The organism is Streptomyces sp. NBC_00984 (assembly GCF_045162475.1).
Taxonomy (GTDB): Bacteria; Actinomycetota; Actinomycetes; order Streptomycetales; family Streptomycetaceae; genus Streptomyces.
Genome location: NZ_CP108734.1, coordinates 61,797 through 86,835, shown reverse-complemented (window position 1 = coordinate 86,835; position 25,039 = coordinate 61,797). Strand labels below are relative to the sequence as shown.

Below are 25,039 nucleotides of genomic sequence, written 5' to 3'. Positions count from 1 at the left end.
GCTTCGAAACCGCCCTCACCCACGCCCGCACCTACCGCGAACGCCACGGCCACCTCGCCGTTCCCCAGGCCCACCGGACCGACGACGGCTACCCGCTCGGCATCCGGATCAACGTGCTGCGCCGCACCTACGCCCAGGGCCGGCTCACGCAGGAACGGATCGACGCACTCGACGAGCTCGGCATGGTCTGGCACACATGCGACCAGGCCAACGAGCAGCTCATCCACCACGCCCGCGCCTACCACGCCGCCCACGGGCACCTCCGTGTTCCCCGCGACCACGTGACCGAGGACGGCTACCCGCTCGGCAACACCCTCAAGATCCGCCGCAGCCGCTACGCACACGGAGACGTCCACACCGACGTGGTCCAGGCCCTGGATGAACTCGGCATGATCTGGGACCTCCGCGAAGCCCGCTTCGCCGACGGACTTGCCGCCTGCCACCGCTACCGCGAACGCCACGGCGACCTCCGCGTCCCCGTCACCCACACCGACCCCGAGGGCTACAACCTCGGCGACTTCATCGCCTACCAACGAGCCCTCAACTCCAGCACCGTCCGGGACCGCGCCGGACGTACCCGCACGCTGCTGCCCGAACGCCGGGCCGCTCTCGATGAGCTCGGCATGCTCTGGACCGTCGCCTCTACCGGCCGCCCGCCCACGGACGCCGAGCTCGCCGCCCTGCACGCCCTGCCCCACCAACGCGGCAACCCGCCCGCCGGAGCTCTGCTCGCCCTGGTCGACGCGAGAGTCGAGCAGAAGGCACTGGCCCACGCACTGGGCACCACCATCAGCTCACTGAGCCAACGCATCAAACGCGCTCGCGAGAACCCTTCTCCCGCCGGGCCTTTCGCCTCGGGACTTGCCGCCGCCCGTACCTACCACGAACACCACAGCCACCTGAGCCCCTCCGAGACGTCCGACGGCACAGACGCAAAAGCCCTCAGTAACTGGCTCACCAGACAGCGCCGCGCCCGCCGCGACGGCAACCTGACCGCCCAGCAGATCACGGCACTCGACGAACTCGGCATGGAGTGGGATCCCCTCGTCTCCCGGTGGCAGCAAGCCCTCCAGGCCGCCCGCCGCTACCACGGAGAACACGGCCACCTGCGACCCCCGGCCGGCACCGTCATCGACGGCATCGACCTGACTGTATGGCTGTCCCGACAGCGCTCCGCCCACCGGCGCGGCACCCTCGCCCCGGACGGGCCTTGGCCCTGGACGAGCTCGGCATCGACTGGACCCCCGGCCGCGGCATGGCCGACGTACGGACCGAACGCGCGTGGCAGAACCGGCTCGCCGACGCCCGCCAGTACCATGCCGCCCACGGCCACCTCGACCCACCCGCACCGACCGTCGTCAACGGCCGCCGCCTCGACGCCTGGATCAGCGTGCAGCGTGCCCGCCGCACAGCGGGACGCCTGACCACCGACCAGATCGCCGCTCTCGACGCCCTGCAGATCCGCTGGTGACGAAGCCGGAAACGGTCCCAGGCAGTAGGCGCCGAGTTCCGGGATGTGTTGTTCGGTGACAGCTTTGACTCAACGCAGTCTGCACCGCTTCCCCGGGAACCGGCCCGCATCCCTGCGTGGGGTTGATTTGCACCTTCCGTAGCGTGATGTGGTGCGGTGGGGTTGCCCGTGTCGTTCGTGAAAGGTTCCCCGCCGATGTCCATGTCCTTCTTCGGGTCACGTCAGGTCAAGATCGGTGATGTGGCGGCCCTTGCGGGCACAACGCCACGGGCGATCCGGCACTACCACGACATGGGCCTGATCCCCGAGCCCGAACGGGGCGGCGACGGACGCCGCCGCTACGGCCTCCAAGACGTGGTCCGGCTCCTGTGGATCCGCAGGATGGCCGACGCCGGAATCGCCCTGGACGACATCCGCGACGCCTTCACCGCCACCCCGCCCGAGGCCGAGACCGGCGGCGGTGAGTGCCCCACGGACGGCGACATCACGGCGGCCCTGGCCCGGCTGGAGGAGGCTCTCGCCACGAAGGAGGCGGAACTGGCCCGTCAGCGGGGCCGCGTGCAACGCATGCGTACCGAGGGCAGCCGGATAGGCCTGCTGTCCGAGACGGTCACCGGCCGCCTGAAGAACCTTCCCGAGGGCTCGCTGCGCCAGGCGGACCTGGACACCCTGCTCGTCACCGAGCGGATCTTCGGCCCGTTCGGTGCGGCCGTGCAGGCATCCCGGTTCATCGCACTGGCCACCCACCCCGCTCTGCGCACCGAATCCGACCACGTGGAGGCCGCCGAGGAAGCCCTCGACGACACCGTCGGCGTCGACGAGCCACGCGTCGCTGAGACGGCCGCCCGCCGCCACGCCTTCGAGAAGACCCTGATGCAGGCGATCGACGAGTCGGGGATCGCCGGGGAGGAATCAGCCCTATTCGACGCCGAGGACGCCGAAGACACGGCGGAGACGAAGACGGATGCCGAGGACGGAGGCATGAGCGCGTTCGAGGCGGTCTCCCGGCTGCCCCACGACTACTCCCCGGCCCGGTTGCGCTGCATGGAACTGACCCAGGAACTCGCCGCCCGAACCTAGCTCCCGGCGGGAGACCGCACCGACACGGATGCGTCCGGTGAAACAGCCCGGTAAGCCGGGACGCAGCGAGTGCCCGAAAAGAGGGGGACCTTCGGCCCCGATACGGCCGGGGGCGGCATCGCGTCTTCTCTGCACGAGGATGACATGCGGAAGACCAGGAAAAGGGACCGTGCCCAAGCAGACCGGCCGACAGTTCGGGATGGCGGCCGACTGAGGCTTCCTGATCTGGGACGTGTGCACCCTGGACTTCGTCGGGGCCCAGCAGGGCCTCCAGGACATGCTCCAGCAACGGTGGGAGCGGAAGAAGAAGTCCGATCCCGATACGGATCCCACCGGGACCCGCTGATCCCGACGATCACGCTGCTACAACCAGGCCAACTCACTACGAGTTTTCCGCCACGTTCTCCGCAAGGCCCCCTCGGTCGTGAGCGCTTCGGCTCCGTACTGCCCCTCGCATCCACATCACACACATGTCCACGACGTGAACCCGCAGGTCAAAGCCCAAAAGTACCTTTTCGCGTTCGGAAAAATGAACGAGGCCGATCTGCGGGAGACCAAAGCCGGAAAGATTGTCGTCAAACCGGGCTGTGACATGAAGTCGCCGCACGAACGTTGGTCCGATCCTGTTGAAGTGTGGAGAGTCGTCCGTGTCTGATTCGTCGAGTCGCCGTCGTGCCCCGAAGCCTGCGCGTCAGCCCGGCCTCGATCCTGACGATCCGCTGGCCGCCTTCGGCTCGCGCCTGCGCGCCATCAAGGACTTGGAAGGCCTCGCCGACGCCGGGCCGCCCCCTGCCCCTTGGCCCCGTCCACGATCAGGCGCCGCTCCCACCAACCCCCTCTGATGGCCGCAGCGGAGGTGCTGAGACCGGACGGGGGTCCTACTTCGACGGGCGCGTCCAGGCACGGACGGCCAGCCTGCCGGTGGTGCCGAGATCGAGGTGGGGCGTCACGGTCACCGGATCGGCGCCCTGTTCGGCCCGCACCCTGACGTACGGGACGTTGACGGCGGCGCCGAACTCGGTGGTGTTGCGCCACATGAGGCCCGAAAGGGCGCTCTCGCCCGGCTTCAGGACCAGCGGGCGGGCCGGCTCGTCAAATCCGGTACCGGTGCTGATGCCGCCGCTTCCATGTACGATCCGGATGCCTTGGACGGGTGACAGGTCCTTGTCCAGCAGTTCCAGGAGCGGGTAGCCGTCAAGTGAGTAGTCGCGCTTCCCGCAGTTCTCCAGGTGCAAGCCCACCACGCGCAGCCCCATCGCGGCGTCGCCGTCATCGGTGGTGAGGCGGATGCCGGAGGGCGGACACTTGCCGGACGCGGGCGGCGCCTCGGCGGCGGGCACCTTGGTCACCCGGGAGACCTTGACGCGGGTCACCCGGGACGCTCCGGGGGCCAGCACCCCCAGCCGGACCGTGCCGCGCTCGGTCGCGCCGGGACCGACCGAGCGCACGGTCTCATGGCTGTTGCCCATGACCTCGCCGGTGTCCGTGGTGAAGTCGAACAGGATCGTGTACGTCAGCGCCTCGGTGCCGTTGTTGGTGACTTCGTAGGCGGCCGAGATCCCGGAGTCACCAGTGTGGAGGGGGTCGGCGTGGACGGAAAACCCGTCGGAGTTGGGGGTGGGCGTGGCGGAGGGGATGGTCACCGAAGTGATCCGGACGCCGTCCACGGGCGGGGCGGTGACGGCGGTCCCGGACGCGGGGGCGGCTGCGCCGGGGGTGCCCGCCTGTTCGGATCCGCACGCCGTGAGCAGCAGGAGTGCGGCGAGGGCCGGAAGAAGTGAAGTGACTTTGCGCATCAGGTCACTTCATCAGCGGCGCGAGCGCCGAGCCATGGCGTAGGCCACAGTTCCGGTCACATGCGTGTCACGGGCGGCCTGCCGAGTGGGCTGCTGCGACCCGCGGATACGCGGCTCCGGGCAAGATCAGGGGCGCGGTGTTTACTACGGTTGCCTGTTCCGGCCGTGTTTGGCGCCCTCTGAAGGCGCATTGCCGTTCCCGGCCCGGGACGGTAGTGGGTCGACTTCGGTGAGATCGGGCCATCGCTCCAGGAGCGCGGCGACATAGGCCGCGATTTGCTTGGTTGGAGGAACGTCAGCCCCGTCCGCATCGATGCACTTGTCGTACAGATCCGTGAAGCACTGGGCCGCAGCACTGTCACCTGCGGGACGCTCGCCTCCCCAGACAGCAAGGTCATAACTCATGGGCGAAGCCCGCCATCCCGCACCGAAAGCGGCTTCGACGGACCAGACCGCCTGAGACGAAGAGCGAATCGGACCAGGTCAACTGAGATCGGAGCCAGATCGCAGAAGACGGGACATCCGTTTCTCAGGGTCCGGATGTCCTCTGACGTCGAATCTTGCTCGTCTGCCATCGAAGCCTGATGACTGCCAGTCTGATGCCAGCGAAGTTTGGTCTGTTGACTGCACCAAGTTGGTGATCGGCTGGTGCTCTGTCTGGTGGGTGCAGAGGATCTCTGCATGTCCTCGTTTCATGGGCGGTCCCAGGTCCACCGCTCGCAGCAGCCTCCCCCCGTGGACCTGGGCATTCCCTCTATCCCGCCTCAACGACATTGACATCCCTGGGATAGTCGACGAATGGATCGAACGCCCCAGCACAGCGACGGGATGCTCCTGTCTCAGGAGGAGTACGAGGCAGTGCATGCCGCGGTATCTGCTGGTGCTGGCCGCTGGGCTGGCGGACAGCCATGCACGCTCAACTCATTGCTCACGCGGTGGAGTGATGTTGTGGCAGAGCTGGAAGAGGGCTATTCAAAGTGCGCGCCAGAGCTCGACAACGACATCTGGTGTCGGAGTGCGCTGGCGCGCGTCTGGCCCCTGTTGCCCCCGCGCGTCCAGTTCATCCAGCAATCAGCACTGCATGAACTCGACGAGCGGTTCCGCGCGGCAACGATCCAGTGGCCCGGCCGGGGGGGGGGAGGAAGAGAGCCAGTGGTGGAAGTGGCGCATCCCTCGACTGCTTGAGGCTGAAGCCGGAGAACGCCGCGAACGGGGTTGGCCCTCCGGCTGGGACATGATGCCGTTCCCCAAGCCGGATGGCGTGCAAGTGATCATCTGAGAAGCGAACCGGGCTTTCACTTCCTACCCGCTGAGTTGGTGCTGAGAAGATCAAGCAGGTCAGGCCCCGTGCTGGGTCCTGATGACCTGTGTCAGCGGGTGTTGATCGATTGCCAGCGAAGGCCGATCAATTGACTTCTGTGCCAGTTAGAGATGACTGCCTGCGGGTTTGTGACAGTGGAGGATGACCGCAGACGGCGACGATGATTCTGTTCGACGGGTCTGTAGTGTGCGGCAATGACAAGAAGCGAGCGGCTCGCGGAGCAGTTGGACTGGTACTGGCGCAAGAACCTGCGGCCACGGCTGGACGGTCTTACCGACGAGGAGTACTTCTGGGAGCCGGTGCGCGGCTGCTGGAGCATCCGCCCACGTGGCACGTCGGCCGCATCGATGTCGGCAGGTTCGGGGAAGTGGACGATGGACTCCGCGTCCCCTGACCCGGTGCCGGCACCGGTGACCACGATTGCCTGGCGGCTGGCGCACATCATCGTCTCGTGCCTGGGCTATCGGGTCGGATGGCACTTCGGCGGCCAGGACGTCGACTCCCAGACATTCGCCTACGCGGGGACCGCTGACGAGGCGCTAAAACAGCTCGATGAGATGTATGGGAGATGGAACGCGGGGGTCCGCGAGCTCTCGGACGCTGACCTGGAGAATCCGCCCACGGTGGGTCCCGAGCGGTTTCCCATGGAGGGCATCGTCCTGCACGTCAACAGGGAGCTGGTCCATCACGGCGCCGAGATTTCCCTGCTGCGCGACCTCTACCGCGGGCAGGACGGAGCCGTACCGCACCGAATATGACTTTCGGTAACCGGCGATCGAGCTTCGGAAGCTTACGTGGACTCCGTGACGCTCCATGGCTGCTGCCGCCGAGAGGCCTCACGATCTTTAACCGCCGTTCTGCGCAGGTAGAAGGCCCTGGCATCCCGGGCGAGCGCCACGACAGGGCCTTCTAATACTCCAGCCGGACTTCTTCATTAGCGCTGGTCAACGGCTTGGGCGTGGAGAGTGTAGTGGGCTGGAACGGGGGTGGGGCGGTCTTTGCCGGGTCGTCCCACGAACGTGTGGCCGCGCTGCTTGTAATGGCGACGGCGGGCGCGTGCTTGGTGGCGGTGACGCCAGTGGGACCACGTCATCGCGTGGCCGCGGTCCGGAGCACGGCGGCGGGGTCCAACTGCCAGCAGACGTCGAATCTCGGCCGGTGCGAGGCCCACGAGGTCGGGTGTGTCCCGCTCGGTGCCCCCTTTTCCCGTTCCTGGGCGGCCAGGACGGCGAGGAAGGCATGCGCGAGCATGGCGAGTGTGATGTGCCGGTACCAGCCCACGTAGCGGCGGACTTCGTACTGGTCCAGGCCGCATTCGTTCTTCGCGCTCTGGAAGTATTCCTCGACCTTCCAGAGGCAGCCGGCGATGCGTACGAGGTCGGCGACGGTGGCTTCCAGGGGTGCGCCGGCAAGGTAGTAGGCGAGTTCGTCGGGCTTGGCGATGCTGCGGCGGGCCAGCATCCAGCGTTGCCGGGTGGGCTCGTCGCCGTCGAATTCCCACACGGCGGGCAGGCGGGCTGCGGCCCAGTCGTAGAAACGCTCGCCCTTCGCGCCGCTTCCTGCGGACAGCCGCTGCCAGGCTTCGGGCGGGGCCTGGCCGATGAGGTGGTCGATGCGCGGACCGTGGACCTGCTGGGACTTGGGTACGGCCACGACGTAGGAGAGCTGGTGGTTTTCGAGGAAGCGGCGGAAGTGGGAGTCCTGGCCGTAGGCGGAGTCCGCGGTGACCCAGCCGACGGGCAGGGGCGAGGTGAGAGCCCGCAGGATGATGGCCCGCGCCAGTTCGCCCTTGGTGGCGAACACGCGGTCGTCGGGGACGCGGGCGGCCCGGCAGCGTTCGCGGTCCTCGGTCCAGGACTTGGGCAGGTAGAGCTCGCGGTCGACCAGAGTGTGGCCGCGGAAGGTGGCGTAGGCGGCGAAGACCCCGATCTGGCAATTCTCGGTGCGGCCTGCGGTGCCGGAATGCTGGCGCTGGACCCCGGCGGAGGTGGTGCCCTTCTTCACGAAGCCGGTGTCGTCGGTGATCAGCACGCCGTTGTCCGCACCGAGGTACTCGGCGACGTAGGCGTGCAGGTCGTCGCGGACCTCGTCGGCCTCCCAGCGGCTCCGGGAGAGCAGGTGCTGCAGCCCATCAGGGGTGGCGTGGCCGACGTATTCAGCGAGCTGCCAGCCGTTCTTGCGGCCCACCGGACCAAGGAGCCCACGGACGTAGTCCCGCATCCGACGCCGGGATTCCACCCGGGCGAAACATCCTCCGATCCGCAAGAGTAGCTCAGCAAGTCCGTTTTCCCACAAGTCCGTTGGTGTATCACTCATGCGGGCGGGCTGCCCGGAACGTTGCCATTACAAGCAGCGCGGCCACACGTTCGTGGGACGACCCGGCAAAGACCGCCCCACCCCCGTTTCCAGCCCACTACACTCTCCACGCCCAAGCCGTTGACCAGCGCTAATGAAGAAGTCCGGCTGGAGTACTAGTAGCAACGCCGTTCAGTTAGGGCGGGGCCTGGGGCGTCAAGGGCTGCTCGTGAGCATGTTGATGCTGATGGTGGCTTTGTAGGTGGTCCGGTCAATGGCGGGTCCGCGTGCGTTGTATTTGGAGATTGCTCGTTTGACGATGCGGTCTTTGGTGCGGACCCGCCGGGTGGGCAGGAGGTGGGCCAGGACGTGACGGCCTATGGTGCCGACGAGATCGATGTCGGTGCCGGTGATGATGCCGGCGGCCAGGACGAGCTGGTCCCGGGCGGCGGCGAGGGCGGTGAAGAAGCCGGCCCTGTCGGGGTCGGTGCCCGGGATGCTGTCGGTGGCGTCGGTCATCGCGGTCCGCAGTGCCTGGTAGGCGGTCAGCAGGGACCAGACCTCCTGCTCAATGCCGTCCGGGGTGCGGGCCCGCAGGACGCGTCCGCCCAGCATCGTGGACTTCAGCTCCGCGTAGGCGGTCTCGATCTCCCAGCGTTCGTGGTAGAGCCGGACGAGTTCACCGGCCGGGTGGGTGTCAGGGTCGGTGAGGGTGGTCAGCAGCCGGTAATGGCCCGTGCGTGTGCCCTGGGCGGTGCGGATACTGATCTCGGCCTCGATGACACGCACGGTCAGTGGACCGATCCGGGTCAGTGTCGAGCCGTCACGGCAGCGGACCAACGGTGGCAGCTTCCGGTTCGTCTTGCAGCGCACGAGCAGATCGGCGCCGGTGGCGGCCAGCTGGTTCAGCAATGCGGCGGAGGCGAAGTTCCGGTCGCCCAGCAGCAGCATCCCAGCCCGCAGGTCCACCGCCAGGCGGCGGGCGTACTCCAGTTCGCCGGTCGTGGCCGGACCGAACACGGCCCCGATCACCGACCGGGTCCCGCAGGCCACCAGCGCGGCCAGACGCAGTTGCGGGTAGCCCGAGATCCCGTTGCCGAGCCGCTGCCGGGTGAACACCGCAAGGTTGGCCGGGCAGTCCGGGACCGGCAGAAGGGTGCCGTCGACTGCCACGACCCTCAGACCCCGCCATCGCCCGGCGGCAGCGGTCGTGGCCGCAGGCCCACTCACCAGGTCGAACAGGGCTTTCATCGGTGCCGGCCCCAGCCGCTGGCGGGCCTGGCGAAGAGCGCTGCCACTGGGCCGGACTGGTGCCAGGCTCGCCAGCCCGGCGCATAACCGGTCGAAAACCTGCTGATAGCCCAGCCCGTTGAAGAGTGCCGCGGCCAGCAGCAGGTAGACCGTGACCCGCGCCGGCACCAGCCGGACCCTGCGCTGCACCGCACCGGTCTGTTCCAGCACCTCATCGACCATCTCGAACGGAACGATCCGGGTCAGCTCACCGATATGCCCCGGTGCGAACACCCCGGCCGCTACCCCGACGGTCCTTGTTATGGCAGCCTGTTCCAACAGCGGAGCTCCTGTGGTGAGGATGTCTTGGAGTGACATCCCTCTTCTACAGCAGCTCCGCTGCCTCGTTCACCAGCCTTGACGAACGACTTCCACGCCTAACTGAACGGCGTTGGGTCTAGCCGTCGGGGTCATCGGTGCGCCGCCGGGCCGCCTCGCCCAGCAGCATGACCACGCGGTGCAGCAGGTCTGCGAGTCCGTCATCCACGGCTACCACTGCACCCGACCATTGACAGGTTAATATTAACCGGTTAAGAATGAATTCATGGACACCCTCTCCTGCCTCGCCCAGTCCGCGTTCCCGCTGGTCTGGATCCTGGTGCCGGCCGTCGGGGCCTTCGTGCGGACCCGCCACGCCCAGTCGCCCCAGCAGGCGCTGGAAACCTGGCAGCGCTGGTGGGCCATCGGCGCCTTCGGCTGCGGCAGCCTGTGGATGACGGTCGCGTTCCTCGCCTTCCCGGACGTCATGGCCAACGCGATCGGCTTCGACCGGACGCCCTTCATGTTCGAGATCGCCTTCGCCAACCTCGGGCTGGCCGTCATGGGCTTCCGGGCCGCCTCGGCATCCGCGCGGGAGCGCATCACCATCGGGCTCGGCGGCGGGATGTTCCTCTGGGGAGCCCTGGCCGGTCACCTCTACCAGTGGTTCGCCAACGGTGACCACGCCCCCGGCAACACCGGCGGAGTCCTCGTCAACGACCTCCTGATCCCGGCAGTCATGATCATCCTGGCCGTGCGGTCCCGGCGCCTGGCGGCCACACCCCGACCGGCCACGGACATCGCTTCCTAATGCTGTTGTCAAGCGGCTGTAGTCACCGGGGGTGCGACCTCGTAGCACCGTCGGTCACGGATCAGGGCCCAGATGACGTTGACGCGCCGACGGGCGAGGGCGAGCACGGCTTGGACGTGCTTCTTCCCCTCGGCGCGTTTGCGGTCGTAGAACTTCCGGGAGTTCGGGTCGCAACGAACGCTCACGAGCGCGGAGGTGTAGAAGACCCGTTGGAGCCTTCGGTGATAGACGACCGGCCGGTGGAGGTTGCCGCTGACCTTGCCCGAGTCGCGCGGTGCGGGAGCGACGCCGGCGAAGGCTGCCAGAGCGTCCGGGGAGTCGAACTCGTCCAGGCTGCCACCGACGGCGGCGAGAAACTCGGCACCGAGGGTCGCGCCGATGCCTGGGACACTCTGGACTATGTCGGCGAGCTCGTGCTCGCGAAACCGGCCCTCGATGAGCTTGTCCATCTCGGCGATCTGCTCGTTGAGGTCCATCACCTCCTCGGCCAGGGTGTGGACCAGCTTGGCGATGGTCTTCTCCCCCGGGATGGCGGTGTGCTGGCGCTCGGCGACCTCAACGGCTGTTTCGGCGAGGGTTCTCGCGTTGCGGACCTTGCGGTTGGCCAGCCACTTCGTCAGCCGTGTGACGCCGGTCCGTCGGATGGCAGCCGGGGTCTGGTACCCCGTCAGCAGCTTGAGCGGGCCGGTGTTGGTCACGTCCAGAGCCCGTTCCAGGGCCGGGAACATGCTCAGCAGGGTGCCGCGCAGGCGGTTGACCGAGCGGGTGCGGTCCTCGACCAGATCGGCCCGGCGTCCGGTCAGCAGTTTGAGTTCGATGGCGGCTTCGTCGCCGGGGCGGATGAGCCGCAGGTCGCGGCGCATCCTGGCCTGGTCAGCGATGACGTAGGCGTCGCGGGCGTCGGTTTTGCCTTCGCCGCGGTAGCCGTCGGAGGCCCGGTTGACCAGGCGGCCGGGCATGTAGAGGACCTCCTGGCCGTGGCTGACCAGCAGGGCCAGCAGCAGCGCGGGTTCTCCGCCGGTCATGTCGATGGCCCAGGTGACCTCGCGGCCGTCGGCCAGGTCCAGGACGTCGCCGATCAGCTTCAGCAACTCGGGCTCGTCGTTGGCCACCCGCCGCGACAGCAGGGTCTTGCCGTCGGCGTCAAGGGCCAGGCCGTGATGGTGGCCCTTGCCGCTGTCGATCCCCGCCCATATCCGGCTCATCGCGCTCCTGACGTCAGTGTTCGTTCAGCTCGTGCCACGGACGACCTCGCCGGCATTGCTCTACGCAGCGACTTGTTCGCACTTCCTAATCGGCGGCCGAGTCGTCGTGGGGTGCCGGGCGGCGAAGCGAGTTCAGCCACGAGACGGCAGCCGCCTGATAGCCACACCCAGCACCCCTGGGTGACCCAACCCTACGAATGGCTCGATCAACCCGATCAAGAAGGTAGAGCCGCCTGAGCCGCAGGGAGCTGTTCCTCACCATGACGACTCGCACCAGCCACCAACCCGACAACGAGACCGACGAGACCGACGAGACGCGAACGCTCGCCGCCGGGCGGCTCATCGCGCTCGTCGACGCAGCGATCCCGATCGCACTCACCCTGCTGGCGCTGGATCTCCCCGTCCCCGCCGGCGACACCACCGGCGCCATGCTGCGTTCGGTGTCGGCCCACGGCAAGGAGTACCTGGCCTTCGCACTCAGCTTTGCGGTGATCGCCGCCCACTGGCGCGCCCACCACGAGATCTTCCGACATGTCCGCTCGCTGAACAGCCGCCTGACCAGGCTCACCCTGGCATGGCTGTTCATGCAGGTCCTGATGCCGTTCGCGACCCGGGTGATCACCGCCGACGGCGCCTTCCCGCCCCGGTTCAGCCTGTACGCGATCGTGCAGGTCCTGGCGTCCGCGTCGTTCGCGCTGATCATCCGGGAGATCCGACGCGCACACCTGCACCACACGGACGTCCCGCCCCGGGTGCTCTCCGAGAGCCTGGTGCGCAGCATCTGCCTGGCCGCGGTGTTCGGGGCGTCCGTCCCCATCTCGTTCCTGACCATGAGCTCCGACGCGTACCTGTGCTGGCTCGCGGCGCCGGTCGTGCTCGCCGTAGCCCGCCGCATCCAGGGCCGCGCCGTCCGGTGGCGGACCGGATCGCCCGGCCGGACCTCAAGAGCGGTGTACGCCTACGGTGCAGCGGCCACGCGGACTTCCGTACGACCGAGCCGTCCCCGATCCGGCCGAACCCTGACCCGGCAGACACCGGCTGCTGATCTTTGAGGACGACGACGTTGCAATGGGCCTTCTCGCCGATCTCCAGGCCCGGCTGGACTGCGTCTTGCCGCACAGCGTGAGCCGTGGCTCACCATCGATCCGAGCCGCTCGCTATCGGTTCACGATCTTCGCGAGGAGTCCGGCGGTGCGCTTGGGCGACTCCACGGGGAAGTGGTGGCTGCCGAGCTCGACGAGGTCGAAGTCGAAGCGGTCGTTGTACCTGTCGATGGCCTTCTGGCTGGTCAGGGACCGAATCGCGAACACGGTGATCGGCTGCCGGGTCTCGCGCAGCGCCGCGTCCATGTCCCAGTGCACCAGGCCCTCCATGGACCGCAGGCCCGCCGGCTGACGTGCGCCCGACATCTTCGCCGTGTACGCCTCGGTCAGTGCCGGGTCGGTGCCCGGGGGTGTGCCTCCCTCCACCAGGCCCCGTACCGCCGCCGGGAAGTCCTCACGGAACGCCCTCAGTGTCTTCTCCGCGCGGGTCTCCTCCTGCGCGGGGAACAGGGACAGGTAGTGCAGCCCGTCCAGGGCGACCACGTGCGAGACCTTCTCCGGCAGCGCGCGCCCGACTTCGACGGCGACTGCCGCGCCCATCGAGTGTCCGGCCACCACGGCCGAGCCGACCGACTCGGCCTCCAGTACGGTCTGCACATCGCGCGCGAACTCTTCCATCGTCCACACCGCCCGTGTGGACCGCGACTCACCGTGCTCGGCCAGGTCCACCGCCAACACCCTGAGTTCCGCTGGCAGATGACGGGTCAGCTCGTCGAAGTCGCCCCGGTGGCAGGCCCATCCGTGCAGGAGGACCAGTACGGGCCCTCCTGTCGGGCCGCTGGCCGTGTACCGGATCGTCGTACGGTCCCCGCGCCGGATCTCACGGTGGGCGGTTGTCCGGAAGGCAGTCGTCATTGCGGATCGTTCCTTCGGTTCTGTCGCGGTGGTCACTGTCGGGTGTTCCCTGGGGGTGGTCAATGTCGGAGTGCGACGGCGGCTCACAGCGCGCGGCGGTACTGGGCCGGCCAGGCGGCCGGGCCGGCGATCAGGCCGCGCAGCGGGAGGTAGGGGTCGCGGAGGAGCGCGCGCCCGATCATCACCGCGTCAGCCCGTCCGCTCGCCACGAGGCCGCCCGCCAGTGACAGGTCCTCGATCTGCCCGGCCGGGGCGACCGCCAGTCCCGACGCCGTCTTCAAGGCGTCCGCGAACGCGACATGGACGCCCTGACGCACCGGCGGTCGGGCGGCCGTGTCCCGCACCACGAGGCCGGAGGAGACGTCGAGGAGGTCGATGCCCACCGCCGCCAGCTCCTTGGCAAACGCCGTGGACTTGTCGAGGGCGAGACCGCCGGCGATCCAGTCCGTGGCGGTGATCCGGAAGAAGACGGGCTTCTCCTGCGGGAACGCCGCCCTGACGGCCCGGACCACGCGCAGTGGCATGCGCATCCGGTTATGCGCGCTTCCGCCGTACTTGTCCGTACGCCGATTGACCAGCGGAGAGAGAAACTCGTGCACCAAGTACCCGTGCGAGCCCTGGATCTCGACCGCCTGGTACCCCGCCAGATCGGCGAATCGGGCCGCCCGGGCGAAGGACGCGACCACCTCGTCGATGTCGGCGCGGGTCGCCTCGCGGGGGAGCGCGCAGGTCGCCGAAGGGGATCGCGGATGCGCCGATGGTCTCCCAGCCGCCGTCCGCCGGGGCTCACCGAGCCGTTCTGCCCCGCGCCCACCCAGGGCAGTCGGTGGGACCCCTTGCGGCCCGCGGCCTGCAACTCGACTGCGGGACTGTGCCGCGCTCGGAGAGAAACGAGGTCAGACGCCGATGGGCTGCGGCCTGTTCCTCGCTCCAGAGGCCGAGATCCGCCGCAGTGGTGCGGTGCGACGGCCCCACGGCGGTGGCCTCGACCATGACAAGTCCCACCCCGCCGACCGCGCGAGACCCGTAGTGCACCAGATGCCAGTCGGTCGGTTTCCCGTCCGCTCCCGCGGCGTACTGGGCCATGGGGGACATCCACACGCGGTTGGCGAACGTGACATCCCGCAAGCGCAGCGGGCGCATCACAGGCGGCGTCGACTCTGGATTGGACACGGCTGCACTCACTCCCCGAACGAGGCGCACACATTGCGCAGCGATCGCTGCGTTAGTGAGTCGAAGGTAGCATAAACGCAGTGATCGCTGCATCAAAAAGCATCGATCAATGAAATAGTGGCGGCATGTCCGATCCGACATCGCCCTCACCCCACGCCGGCAGCCGCCCTGGTGGTCGCTCCGCCCGCATCCGCGCAGCCGTTCACCGGGCCGTCGAGGAACTGGTGGCCGACGAGGGCGGTGACCAGCTGACCATCCCCGTGATCGCCGCTCGCGCCGGTGTGCACGCCACGACGGTCTACCGCCGTTGGGGATCCGTGGGGGATCTGCTCGCCGACGTCGCGTCGAGCCGCTTCTCCGGTGATCTCGTCGTGCCCGACACCGGAAGCCTCCGCGGCGACCTGGAGCGCTACGCGTCCGACCTCGCCAAGGACCTTGGCGACCCCGACACCCTCGCGCTGGTACGGGCCACCATCGGCACCGGCGGAGGACGGGGCGCCGCCGTGTGCGGCGCAGAACGCAGCCAGACCCTCGACGCCGTCCTCGCACGCGACCGCGCTCGCGGCCATGAGCCCCCGTCCCTCGAAAGCGCCACGGACGCCCTGCTTGCCCCCCTCTACTACCGGGCCGTCTTCACCACCGTCCCCCTCGGCCCCGCATGGGTACAGGGACTCGTGTCGGACCTGCTGTCGGACTGACGGCGGCCCGAACGGACAGGCCGGACCCCGGGCCACAGTTGACGCGGGACCGCGCCCTCTCATCGCGGCGACACAACACCCCGTCCGCTCCGTGAGGCCGTGGCCGTTCACCCCCGCTGTCCGCCCACGCCAGCTCCGCCATGACCGGGTCCAGCAGCGCATCCGCCACCGCCACAGCCTCCGGGAAGATCACCGCGTCGCGTCCCACCACCCGCCACCGCTCCAGTCCACCCCCGCATCACCTCCGGCGACCAAGTGCAGGCGCCGCGGCCAGATCTTCTCCCGCTCCCACCCGTACACCTCCTGCCACCACCGGGCCACCACCGCATACGCCAGCCCGAACACCTCACCCGGATCCGCCCCGGCCCGCACGCCGCGCCACGCCCCACCATCGCCGCTGCGCCGCACCCACCTCCGGACCCCCGCACATCCAGGTACTCCAGCGGCTGGTCAGCATCCGCGTCCAACGCCCACCGCCCGTGCCGCACACACACCCGCTCCCACTGCGCCGCATACCGCACCCCCCGCACCGGCTCGCCCGTACGCCGTGCCGTGCACAGCCGGCACCCGAACGCCACCGGCCCCATCACCGCACCCCCGACCCGCCACAACGCCCGCTCCACAGCGTCCTCCTGCGCACCGAGCTTGAGGTCCTCCCACCCTCAGGACGGCAACGCCTGCCCCAGCGCACCCTCCTCAGCACTGCCCAGCCTCACCAGCACGCGTCGGCCCGCCGCGTTCAGCAGCACCTCCGCATTCCAACGCAACGCCCCGCCCTCATGCCGAGGCCGTTGTCCAACCCCTTTCCAGCAGGACAGCAACGCCTTCTCCTCAAGCCCGTACGAGGCGGCAACCCGGCGCAGGTAGGAGAACGTCGTCTCCCTGGCCAGGGGAGACACGCACAAGACCCCAGCAGACATCCGCCTCAACCCCCTGTGCCCTGGGCCCACTCCAGGACTTCTGCGGGAACCAACCACGGAACCAACCACGGTGGGGCCCGTTCCAGAATTCTGGAACGGGCCCCACCGCTGGCCTTGTCCGGGTGGGTCAGGTGGCCTGCTGCGCGGGCACCTTGATCTCGACCTCGATGTGATCGCGGCGCGGTCTCCGGCGGCGGAGGCCGCGCCCCCGCGTGGCGGACGGCTTCGACGAGCCCCCAAAAACCTCTGCTATTCAAATGTCTGATGTTTGTATACGGTGCTCCCATGAAACGGATCAATACACCGCGCAGGACGGCCAGCCTCTCCGCGCAGCTCGTGGACAGCCTCCGCTCGCACATCGAGACGGGCGGATGGCCGGTAGGAACGCGCATCCCGCCGGAGCAGGCACTCATCGAGGAACTCGGGGTCGGTCGCAGCACCCTGCGGGAGGCGCTCGGGGCGCTCGTGCACCTGGGACTGCTGGAAGCCAGGGTCGGGGACGGTACCTATGTCCGCTCGTCGAGTGAGCTGCAGTCGGTCCTGGTGCGCCGGGCGAATTCCGCGCAGCGGGAGAACGTCCTGGAGCTGCGTACCGTCCTTGAGGAGTACGCCTCGGGAGCTGCGGCCCTGCGTCGTGACGACGACCAGCTGCACCAGCTGAGGGAATTGCTGGCCGACGCCGATGCGGCTGCGGCAGGTGAGGACATGTCACTGGCCGGGAGCGTCGACGCGCTGTTCCACCGGGCCGTCGTGAGGGCGAGCAAGAACGACCTCCTGGTCGAGGTGTACGACTACCTCGGTACGGCACTCACCTCCCCCTCGGGCGGCCTGACCTGGGATGCGGCCGTCGCCGACGAACATGCCGACCTGCACAAGCGGCTCGTCGACGCGATCGAGGACCGGGACGAGCACGGCGCCCGCGACGCAGCGGCGGCGATCGTCCGGCTCACCGGTACCCACGAGGCCCAGGCACCGCGTTCGGAGGGAGGACAGTGAGCGTGAGCCCGAAGCCAACACCGTTATCCCCTCCATCCTCTCCCGCAGCGTCGGCCCTCGGCAGTACCGGGCCCGCCGTATCGCTCGGACTGGTCATCGCGATCTGCCTCGTAGCGGCGAACCTGCGCACCAGTCTTACCGGCGTCGGCACACTGCTGCCGGCGATAGAGCGGGGGAGCGGTCTGACGTCGAGCTGGGGCGGGCTGCTGAGCACCCTGCCGCTGCTGACGTTCGCCGCGACGTCGCCCCTGGTGGCGCGGGCCTCCCACCGTTTCGGCAGCGCCCGTCTGCTGGTGGCCGCCCTCGGCACGCTGGCCGTCGGTACCCTGATCCGCTCGCTCCCCTCGGTGAGCTGCCTGTTCGCAGGGACCGTGATTCTCTCCGCTGCCATCGCGTTCGGCAACGTCCTGCTGCCCGCTCTGATCAGACGGAGCGTGCCCGCACACCGCATCCAGGGCATTAGTGCGCTGTACGTGACGGTCATGGGCCTCACGGCAGCCGTCTCCTCCGGCATCTCCGCACCGCTCTCCCACTCCGTGCCGGGTTCCTGGCACACCGCCCTGGCCTGGGGAACCGCCCTCACCATCGCAGCACTCCTCGCCTGGCTGCCCCGACTGCGCGACGACAAGCCCCAGGCCGCCACCGGCACGTCCCGCGCCCCCGCTCCCTGGCGGTCACGGCTGGCCTGGCAGATCAGCATGTTCATGGGCCTGCAGTCCCTGGCCTTCTACACCGTCGTGGCATGGCTGCCCAGCATTCTGCTGAACCGCGGCACGACCAGCACGGCAGCCGGCTGGATGCTCTTCACCTACCAGGTGATCGCCCTGGCGGCCGGCAGCGTCCTGCCCCTGCTCACGCGTGGCCGCCACGACCAGCGTTGGACTGCGGCAGGGGCCTCGGCCGTCGTGGCAGGCGGCTTCGCCCTGCTGGTGTTCCCGTCCGTGCCCGCCGTCGCGGCCTGCACCCTGCTGGGACTGGGCGGCGGTGTGTGCCTCGTCCTCGCGCTGAGCTTCCAGAGCGAACGCGCGGGAAGCTCAGGCGAGGCCGCCGCGCTGGCAGGCATGGCACAGTCCGTCGGCTACCTCGTGGCCGCTGCGGGCCCGCTCCTCCTGGGCATCCTGCGCGACACCACGCGCAGTTGGATGCTTCCCCTCGGAGTTCTGGCCGTCCTCAGCCTCGCCATGGCCGCTGCCGGACACGGAGCGGGCCAGAACCGCCACGTGCGCTTCTCCGAGCGTTGAACCAGCGCCGACTCCCTGGCCCGCCGCAGTGAACACGGCAGATCCGCACGCGCTCGCAACAAGGCCGGGTTGCTCAGGTCATCGGCATTGGGTGCAGTTCCCCTCGAGGGGCATTCCTGATCAGGTACCGATGGTCAGTGGTGCAAGACTTCCCGCGCTGCTTGTCCGCTGCGGACATATCTGATCAGAACATGGCCCGAGAGGGCGTTTAGTGCCTTCTGGTGGTTGTTTCAGCCGATATCTGCGCCGGAAAGAGTGGGGCGGCGACGAGCGCTAGAACGAGCGGCGGGGCGTCGTAGACGGTGTTCCAGTGCGGGTAGTCGTGCGGCAGGTACCGCCACGAGATCCCGGTCCGGGCGGATCCGGCGCTGTCGGTGCGAACGAGGATGTCGGTGCCGTGCCGGATCTGTCCGATGCCCGGTGGGAGTTGGTCGAGCCGCTCCTGACAGCCTGGCGGGCCACGCGCGAGGTCCTGGGGCCGCATTGGCCAGACGCCGGTCTTGGCCTTGCTGCTCCTGTTTCATCCCAACACGTCGCGTTGTGCGCCGTGTGCTTCGGGCGCTGGTCTGAGCGCCCGAAGCCGTTGGGTAGTCCCGGATCGTGTCTGAACGTCGGTGCTCAGTTCACCGAGGCGAGTTACGGATTCCGGCCGAAGCGGTCCGCGATCGACGCCTGCGAGGCAGTGCGTGTCGCGGCGAACCAGCGGCGGGAGTGGGTGTTCGAGGCCGACATCGAAAGCCTTCCTCGCCCACGTCCGCGACGTGCCGAAACGACGAATCCGTACCTTCTTCTCGGTCGGATACGCGATCACCGAGCCGGTCCGCCGCGCTGTCCGTGCCATGCCCGACCGCCTCTGGCATCCCGCCCTGGACCAGAACGGGACGATGCGTGACGGCGCCGAGACCGCCGAGCCGACAGGCCGCCTGGTGAGGGATTACGAGCGGCTCGTCCCGTGCTCCGAGGCCCTGATCACCTGGGCCGCCATCACGCTCATGACCCGGCGCTTGACTCAGCCGGTCTCCGTCCTCGGCGGACCGACCGCACCGCGAAATAGGCGGTCAGTGCAGCTGCCCCATCGGCAGCAGCGGATACAACAAGCCCGTCACCCACGAGGTGACACTGCTGTCGATCTCTTCCTGCGTCCAGCCGGTGATGTCGAGCAACAGGCCGTCCAGCGGCCCACCGACCAGTTCGGCACAGCGCCGGCCCGGAACCTGGCTCCTCCCGGCCCTGACGCGCCAGCCTGGTTGTGCGGTGATGAGCCTTGCGGACCAGGACACTACTCACGCTTGTCGCGGCATGCAATATCACATTGAAACTTTTCTGAACGGGCCTCAGGCGGCCTTCGCAAGTTGACGATCGAGCCCGGGGCGTGCGAGGCGTTCCCGGTGGGGTCGTCCTGCCTCGGCCACTCGGTGCCGCCCGATCACGTCATGTCGCTGACCTGCAGAGAATCGACATCATCCGGGCCGACGCGATCGGGATCGGGATGGGGGCCAGGTCTGCACGGGAGTGAAAGCGCAACGGCCAAGCCGGTCACAGCTATTGACAGCACTTTGCCGTGAAGTACTCAATATGCAACACAGGTCAACTTCTTCCAACATGGCGTGCAGCGGATGGAGCCGCTGGCGGCCGCCGGGAGCGCTCCGCCCGGCACGTTCCACACCCCACGGCTGGGCGGTTGAGGTCGACCGTCCTCGGAACGAGGAACACCCCCACTCGAAAGGACCGATCACGCATGCGTCGATTGGCTTGTGCATTATCCGCCGTACTGGCAACGGTCGGCACCGCGACAGCCCTGCCCGTTTCACCCGCGGCGGCGGGGTCCGTGGCAGGGCCCTACGTGCTCGAAGTCGAGAACATGTCGCTGACCAACTTCGCGACGGAGACCGTGGACCACACCTGGAACGGCAGGCCGGTCGACAACGTCACCTACGCCCGAGGCGCGTCGGGACAGACGAGCACCGCCAGGACGACCTTCAACGGCACCGACGGGACGTACGACCTCATCACGCGCTACAACGGCAAGACCGCGAACGGAGTGACGTACAAGCTCTCCGTGAACTCCACCCAGGTGGATTCCTGGTCGACGTCCCTGCGCTACGGCCGTGACTACACCGACCCGGTGAATATCGACACCCGGACGTCGAGCAAGGTCACGCTCAAGGCCGGTGACGCCATCGAGCTGACGGCCACCTCCGCCGGTGAGGTGCCGCGCGTCGACAGGATCACGATCCAGGCCCACGTCGGTCCACCGACCAGCACACTGACCATCAACTCGCCGAACACGACGCTGAACGACGGCTTCAACTGGGGCAAGAACCGGGCCCTTGGCATGACCTTCTACCCGGGCAACCCGATGATGGGGCACGAACCGGAGTGGTGGCGCCTCAAGGACTCCACCCACACCTCGGTGACCCCCGGCTACTGGGGTGCGTACACGAACCGGGAGTCCTTCTACAACCGGGACATCTCCCACCAGTCCGACGGCGCGCACGCGCTCGGCCTGGATACCGAGACCTTCAACATGCTGAGGACCTTCGCCGACGACGCCGACGATCCGGGCCAGAACGGCTGGCCGTTGTGGGCACACAGCTCGTACGGCGCCATGTACTACATCGACGGCACCGGGTTCCGGGAGTTGCCGTCACCGTTCAACGTGATGGCCAAGGCGTACAAGCAGTACCAGTGGACGGGCAATTCGGACTGGATCAACGATCCGACCCTCTCCGCGTACTACGACTCGACGATGGGGCTGTTCCTGACCAACCACGAGGTGGTGTGGAACGACGCGAACCCGTCCAGTGAGCAGCCGGTCTCGAAGAAGCAGCCCGGAGAGTACACGGCGACGTACTTCGAGTTCCCGAACGAGAACCTGGTCTCGGCGGCCGACGCGCTCGGCTACCAGTACCAGTCGATGCTGGCCTACTCGGAGATCCTGAAGACGAAGGGCGACACTGCCAACAGCTTGAAGTGGGCCGACCGGGCCCAGCGGGTGCGTGACGACTTCGAGTCGAAGTGGTGGGACGCGTCGAACAACCGGTACTTCCGCGGCAAGGACGCGGCCGGTACGGGCTACAGCAGCTGGGGCCACGAGGCCAGCTTCCTGATGATGCTGACCGGGCTGGGCGACCACGGCGCCAGGACCAACAGCTACCTGGACTTCATCGCCGCCAACGACGACAACCTGAACGTCGAGGCGACCTCCTACCTGCCGGAGATGTACTACCAGTACAACCGGTCCGCGGAGGGCTGGGCCTGGCTCAAGAAGCTCATGACCGGCCGCGACAGCTACCCGGAGATCTCATTCCTCGCGGTCAGCAGCGTCATCGACGGCATGATGGGCGTTCAGCCGGACGCCCCGCACAACAAGGTGGCCACCGTCCCCCGGCTGACCTCCGAGACGCCGTGGGTGGAGATCGACCACCTCAAGGTCGGTGACAACGACCTCAAGCTCAAGCACACCGGTACGACAGCCTCCACGCTGACCAACAACTCCGGCTCCACCGTTACCTGGGAGGCCCAGTTCTACGGAACCCCCTCCACGATCACCGTGAACGGTGTTGCGCAGACGCCGCGGACCAAGTCGCTCTACGGCCAGACGGTCTCCTACGTGACCGTCCCGGTGGCCGCCGGCGCGTCCGTGACCGCGAGCGCCGGCACCACGGTCGGAGACACCACGGCCCCCAGCGTGCCGACCGGCCTGACGGCGGGCAACGTGACCTCGAACAGCGTGGACCTGAAGTGGACGGCCTCGACCGACGACGTCGGTGTGACCGGCTACCAGATCTACCGGGGCACCACGCTCGTCGGCTCGTCCGCGGGCACGAGCTTCACCGCCACGGGGCTGTCGGCCTCGACGCCGTACTCGTTCACCGTCAAGGCGGTGGACGCCGCCCAGAACGCCTCCGGCGCCAGCACCGCCGTCTCCGTCACCACCGCCGCGAGCGGGAACGGACAGACGGTCGATCTGAGTGATCTCACCTGGAGCGACGCCAGGAGCGACTTCGGCACCCTGCGCAAGGACCGGAGCGTCGACGGGAACCCGATCAGGCTGAACGGCACGGCGTACGCCAAGGGCATCGGCACGCACGCCAACAGCACCGTCACGTACACCTTGAATGGCGCCTACTCGCGGTTCCGGTCGGACGTGGGTGTCGATGACGAGGTCAGCGCGAACTCGACCGTCAGGTTCGAAGTCTGGGGCGACGGCACCAAGTTGTACGAGACCCCGGCGGTGATGACGTCGGCGAGCCCGACCCGGTCCATCGACGTCAGCATCAAGGGTGTGAAGTCCCTGGTCCTGAAGGTCACCGACGCGGGCGACGGCATCAACAGCGACCACGCCGACTGGGCGGGCGCCAAGCTGCTGCCGTAACGCCCGCCCCCTGTCGACCAGAAGAACCAGAACCTGGTACTGCAACGGTGTTTGTGCTGATGGGTGGCCGGTTCTATGGGCTGTGCCCGCGTCGTTTGTAGTGACTGACGCGGGCTTGGTGTTGTCGTCGTCGGTGCCAGTGTGACCAGTGCAGGATGTGATCGATCGGGCTGGGAGCGCGGTCGTTGAGGCGGGTGATCAGGCGTCTGATTTCGGCGAGGCTGAGGTGGATTCGCCTGCCGCAAGGTGCGCCTGGACGGCACGGACCGGAGAGCCGCAGAAGGTCAGCCGCCGGTTCGCCTCGGTGTTGAGGACGGTGACGAAGCCGAGCGAGGCGAGATTGGCCACGAGAGGAGGCGACCAGTGGCGCAGCACCCAGCACAGCAGGGCCTGACCCGCTGTGGAGGCGACGCCGATCACGGCGAACCAGCCGGCCTGCCTGGCCAGGGTGGCGTGGCCGGGCCGGTCGGAGGCGCTGTGCCGTGCGCTGCGGCGTCGCACCTTTCCATCATGACCCGGGGCACGGGGACTGGGGGACTGCCTGAAGCAGTTGTTCGACCGTTCGGCTGGTGACAGACACCCGCATGCACCTCAGGCCTGGTCAGCCGGCCTGGCCTGTGTCAGCTTGTGAATGTCTTGTCTGTCAGGCACGGGGCGAGGTATCGGACCGCCCCGTCGTACGGGCGGCTCAGCGACTGGAGGAGAGGACCGATGGAAAGTGGCGGACGGCCATCGGGGCCGGCACCGTCCGGCGGGCCGCAACGTCGGGGATCGGACGGAGAGCGCACGCGGGCGTGGCGTGAGCACATGGAGGCTGCTCTGGCGGCTGTTCTGGCGGCTGCCACCGCGCGTACCCGGGCGACAGCGCGACGCATCGGCCAGATGCCCCCGCCACCGGGCCCGTTCCGTCCCGGGTTCTGGCGTAGTCCGATCCGTGGGCCCTGGCTGACCTCGGTGTTCGGCCTGGTGCTGCTGATCGGCATCCCGCTGCTGTTCGTCACCGGACTGCTCTCCTACGCCTCCTACAACCCCGGGCTGAGCCCCCTCAATGACAAGACTCCCGACAAGGGCGTGCTGGGCTTCTATCTGTTCAGCTGGCCCACGCACCCGTACTGGCTGTACCGGCTGCTCCAGGGCGTGCACGTGACACTGGGTGTGGTCCTGGTGCCGGTGCTGCTGGCGAAGTTGTGGTCGGTGATCCCGAAGCTGTTCGAATGGCTGCCGGTGCGTTCCGTCGCCCATGGCCTGGAGCGGCTGTCCTTGCTGATGCTGGTCGGCGGGGTCATCTTCGAGTTCGTCACCGGCATCCTCAACATCCAGCTCTACTACGTCTTCCCGGGCTCGTTCTACCGCCTGCACTTCTACGGCGCCTGGGTGTTCATCGCCGCATTCGTCGTCCACGTGGGCCTCAAACTCGCCCGGATGACACGTGCCCTGCGCTCTCGCAGCCTGAGCGCCGAACTGCGCACCGACCTCGCCCACACCCTGCCTGAACCCCCCGACCCCGACGGCCTGGTGGCAGCCGCACCCGCCCTGCCGACGATGAGCCGCCGCGGCGCGGTGGGCATGGTGGGAGCGGGATCGCTACTCCTCCTCGCCGTGACCGCCGGACAGAGCATCGGCGGCCGGCTGCGCGGCACGGCGCTCCTCGCACCGCACAACCGCGATCCGGGCAGGGGCCCGACCGGCTTCCAGATCAACAAGACGGCGGCGGCCGTCGGTATCACTCCCGCGCTCGTCGGACCGGACTGGCGGCTGGAAGTCCACGGACGCGGAGCGCCACTGGTCTTCACCCGCGAGCAGCTCCTGGCCATGCCGCAGCATGCCGCCGCACTGCCGATCGCCTGTGTGGAGGGATGGTCCACCGACGACCAGCACTGGAGCGGCCTACGGCTGGCCGACCTCGCCGCCATGACCGGCATGTTTGGCGCCGGAAGCGTCCTGGTCGAATCCATCCAACCGCCCGGCCCGTTCACCAGAGTGGTGCTGCGGGGCAACCAGATCCACGACCTCCGAGCGCTGCTCGCCCTCCGCGTCAACGGCGCATACCTCTCGCTCGACCACGGATACCCGGCCCGCATCATCGTCCCGGCCAACCCCGGCGTGAACAACACCAAGTGGGTCCACCGGCTCACCTTCAGGGCGTGA

Annotated in this window: 21 protein-coding genes and 1 pseudogene; 12 read left to right on the top strand and 10 right to left on the bottom strand. The window is 68.2% G+C overall.

The genetic code is table 11. From position 1 onward, the window contains the following. Positions 1-5: 5 nt before the first annotated feature. The 4 genes and pseudogenes from OG520_RS00415 to OG520_RS00400 form a co-directional block, all read left to right on the top strand. Positions 6-1,193 (top strand): annotated as a pseudogene (locus OG520_RS00415) (helicase associated domain-containing protein); the annotation flags it as partial. Next, complete coding sequence (locus OG520_RS00410; RefSeq protein ID WP_406011721.1) at positions 1,154-1,471, top strand: helicase associated domain-containing protein; 318 nt, start codon at positions 1,154-1,156, stop codon at positions 1,469-1,471. The pseudogene OG520_RS00415 and the gene OG520_RS00410, both read left to right, overlap by 40 nt. A gap of 195 nt (positions 1,472-1,666) precedes the next feature. After that, positions 1,667-2,551, top strand: coding sequence for a MerR family transcriptional regulator (locus OG520_RS00405; RefSeq protein WP_406011720.1), 885 nt, complete (start codon positions 1,667-1,669; stop codon positions 2,549-2,551). Between the two features lie 481 nt (positions 2,552-3,032). Beyond that, complete coding sequence (locus tag OG520_RS00400; RefSeq protein ID WP_406016676.1) at positions 3,033-3,206, top strand: hypothetical protein; 174 nt, start codon at positions 3,033-3,035, stop codon at positions 3,204-3,206. A gap of 223 nt (positions 3,207-3,429) precedes the next feature. Here OG520_RS00400 and OG520_RS00395 read toward each other — a convergent pair whose 3' ends face one another. Continuing rightward, a complete protein-coding gene (locus tag OG520_RS00395; RefSeq protein WP_406011719.1) occupies positions 3,430-4,347 on the bottom strand; it encodes a DUF4232 domain-containing protein in 918 nt (305 codons plus the stop codon). 1,515 nt (positions 4,348-5,862) lie between these two features. Between OG520_RS00395 and OG520_RS00390 the strand changes: the two genes are divergently transcribed. Beyond that, a complete protein-coding gene (locus OG520_RS00390) occupies positions 5,863-6,426 on the top strand; it encodes a DinB family protein (RefSeq protein WP_406011718.1) in 564 nt (187 codons plus the stop codon). 331 nt (positions 6,427-6,757) lie between these two features. Here OG520_RS00390 and OG520_RS00385 read toward each other — a convergent pair whose 3' ends face one another. Together OG520_RS00385 and OG520_RS00380 are read right to left on the bottom strand one after the other, a co-directional pair. Next, the gene (locus tag OG520_RS00385) at positions 6,758-7,984 is read right to left on the bottom strand and encodes an IS701 family transposase (RefSeq protein WP_406011717.1); all 1,227 of its coding nucleotides are present in this window, start codon (positions 7,982-7,984) and stop codon (positions 6,758-6,760) included. Positions 7,985-8,179: 195 nt separating this feature from the next. Continuing rightward, positions 8,180-9,532 carry an IS4 family transposase gene (locus OG520_RS00380; RefSeq protein ID WP_406011716.1) on the bottom strand — a complete coding sequence of 451 codons (1,353 nt, stop codon included), beginning with the start codon at positions 9,530-9,532 and terminating at the stop codon, positions 8,180-8,182. Between the two features lie 265 nt (positions 9,533-9,797). Between OG520_RS00380 and OG520_RS00375 the strand changes: the two genes are divergently transcribed. Further along, positions 9,798-10,322, top strand: coding sequence for a DUF6790 family protein (locus OG520_RS00375; protein ID WP_406011715.1), 525 nt, complete (start codon positions 9,798-9,800; stop codon positions 10,320-10,322). Positions 10,323-10,330: 8 nt separating this feature from the next. Here OG520_RS00375 and OG520_RS00370 read toward each other — a convergent pair whose 3' ends face one another. Beyond that, positions 10,331-11,527 carry an IS110 family transposase gene (locus OG520_RS00370; RefSeq protein ID WP_406011714.1) on the bottom strand — a complete coding sequence of 399 codons (1,197 nt, stop codon included), beginning with the start codon at positions 11,525-11,527 and terminating at the stop codon, positions 10,331-10,333. A gap of 260 nt (positions 11,528-11,787) precedes the next feature. Between OG520_RS00370 and OG520_RS00365 the strand changes: the two genes are divergently transcribed. Continuing rightward, entirely contained in the window at positions 11,788-12,579 is a 792-nt protein-coding gene (locus tag OG520_RS00365; protein ID WP_406011713.1) for a TMEM175 family protein, read from the top strand. A gap of 105 nt (positions 12,580-12,684) precedes the next feature. Here OG520_RS00365 and OG520_RS00360 read toward each other — a convergent pair whose 3' ends face one another. The 3 genes from OG520_RS00360 to OG520_RS00350 form a co-directional block, all read right to left on the bottom strand. Then, the gene (locus tag OG520_RS00360) at positions 12,685-13,485 is read right to left on the bottom strand and encodes an alpha/beta fold hydrolase (protein WP_406011712.1); all 801 of its coding nucleotides are present in this window, start codon (positions 13,483-13,485) and stop codon (positions 12,685-12,687) included. Between the two features lie 83 nt (positions 13,486-13,568). Continuing rightward, entirely contained in the window at positions 13,569-14,303 is a 735-nt protein-coding gene (locus tag OG520_RS00355) for a hypothetical protein (protein ID WP_406016381.1), read from the bottom strand. Beyond that, entirely contained in the window at positions 14,272-14,571 is a 300-nt protein-coding gene (locus OG520_RS00350; protein ID WP_406016380.1) for a hypothetical protein, read from the bottom strand. Before OG520_RS00350 ends, OG520_RS00355 begins: the two co-directional genes overlap by 32 nt. 212 nt (positions 14,572-14,783) lie before the next feature. Between OG520_RS00350 and OG520_RS00345 the strand changes: the two genes are divergently transcribed. Next, complete coding sequence (locus OG520_RS00345) at positions 14,784-15,356, top strand: TetR/AcrR family transcriptional regulator C-terminal ligand-binding domain-containing protein (RefSeq protein WP_406011711.1); 573 nt, start codon at positions 14,784-14,786, stop codon at positions 15,354-15,356. A gap of 189 nt (positions 15,357-15,545) precedes the next feature. Here OG520_RS00345 and OG520_RS00340 read toward each other — a convergent pair whose 3' ends face one another. After that, entirely contained in the window at positions 15,546-15,764 is a 219-nt protein-coding gene (locus tag OG520_RS00340; protein ID WP_406011710.1) for a hypothetical protein, read from the bottom strand. Between the two features lie 797 nt (positions 15,765-16,561). Here OG520_RS00340 and OG520_RS00335 point away from each other — a divergent pair. Next, positions 16,562-17,272 (top strand): FadR/GntR family transcriptional regulator, encoded by a 711-nt coding sequence (locus OG520_RS00335; protein ID WP_406011709.1) that lies wholly within the window; start codon positions 16,562-16,564, stop codon positions 17,270-17,272. A 2-nt stretch (positions 17,273-17,274) separates the two neighbouring features. After that, entirely contained in the window at positions 17,275-18,513 is a 1,239-nt protein-coding gene (locus OG520_RS00330) for a CynX/NimT family MFS transporter (protein ID WP_406011708.1), read from the top strand. A 1,058-nt stretch (positions 18,514-19,571) separates the two neighbouring features. On the opposite strand, the gene OG520_RS00325 is transcribed toward OG520_RS00330, so the two are convergent. Next, positions 19,572-19,772, bottom strand: a complete 201-nt coding sequence (locus OG520_RS00325; RefSeq protein WP_406016379.1) for a hypothetical protein — start codon at positions 19,770-19,772, stop codon at positions 19,572-19,574. 569 nt (positions 19,773-20,341) lie between these two features. Between OG520_RS00325 and OG520_RS00320 the strand changes: the two genes are divergently transcribed. Continuing rightward, positions 20,342-22,891 (top strand): NPCBM/NEW2 domain-containing protein, encoded by a 2,550-nt coding sequence (locus tag OG520_RS00320; protein WP_406011707.1) that lies wholly within the window; start codon positions 20,342-20,344, stop codon positions 22,889-22,891. A 198-nt stretch (positions 22,892-23,089) separates the two neighbouring features. On the opposite strand, the gene OG520_RS00315 is transcribed toward OG520_RS00320, so the two are convergent. Next, positions 23,090-23,392: a hypothetical protein gene (locus OG520_RS00315; RefSeq protein WP_399337771.1), complete on the bottom strand. Its 303-nt coding sequence runs from the start codon at positions 23,390-23,392 to the stop codon at positions 23,090-23,092. A 381-nt stretch (positions 23,393-23,773) separates the two neighbouring features. Between OG520_RS00315 and OG520_RS00310 the strand changes: the two genes are divergently transcribed. Beyond that, on the top strand, positions 23,774-25,039 hold the full coding sequence (locus OG520_RS00310) for a molybdopterin-dependent oxidoreductase (protein WP_406016378.1): 1,266 nt from the start codon (positions 23,774-23,776) through the stop codon (positions 25,037-25,039).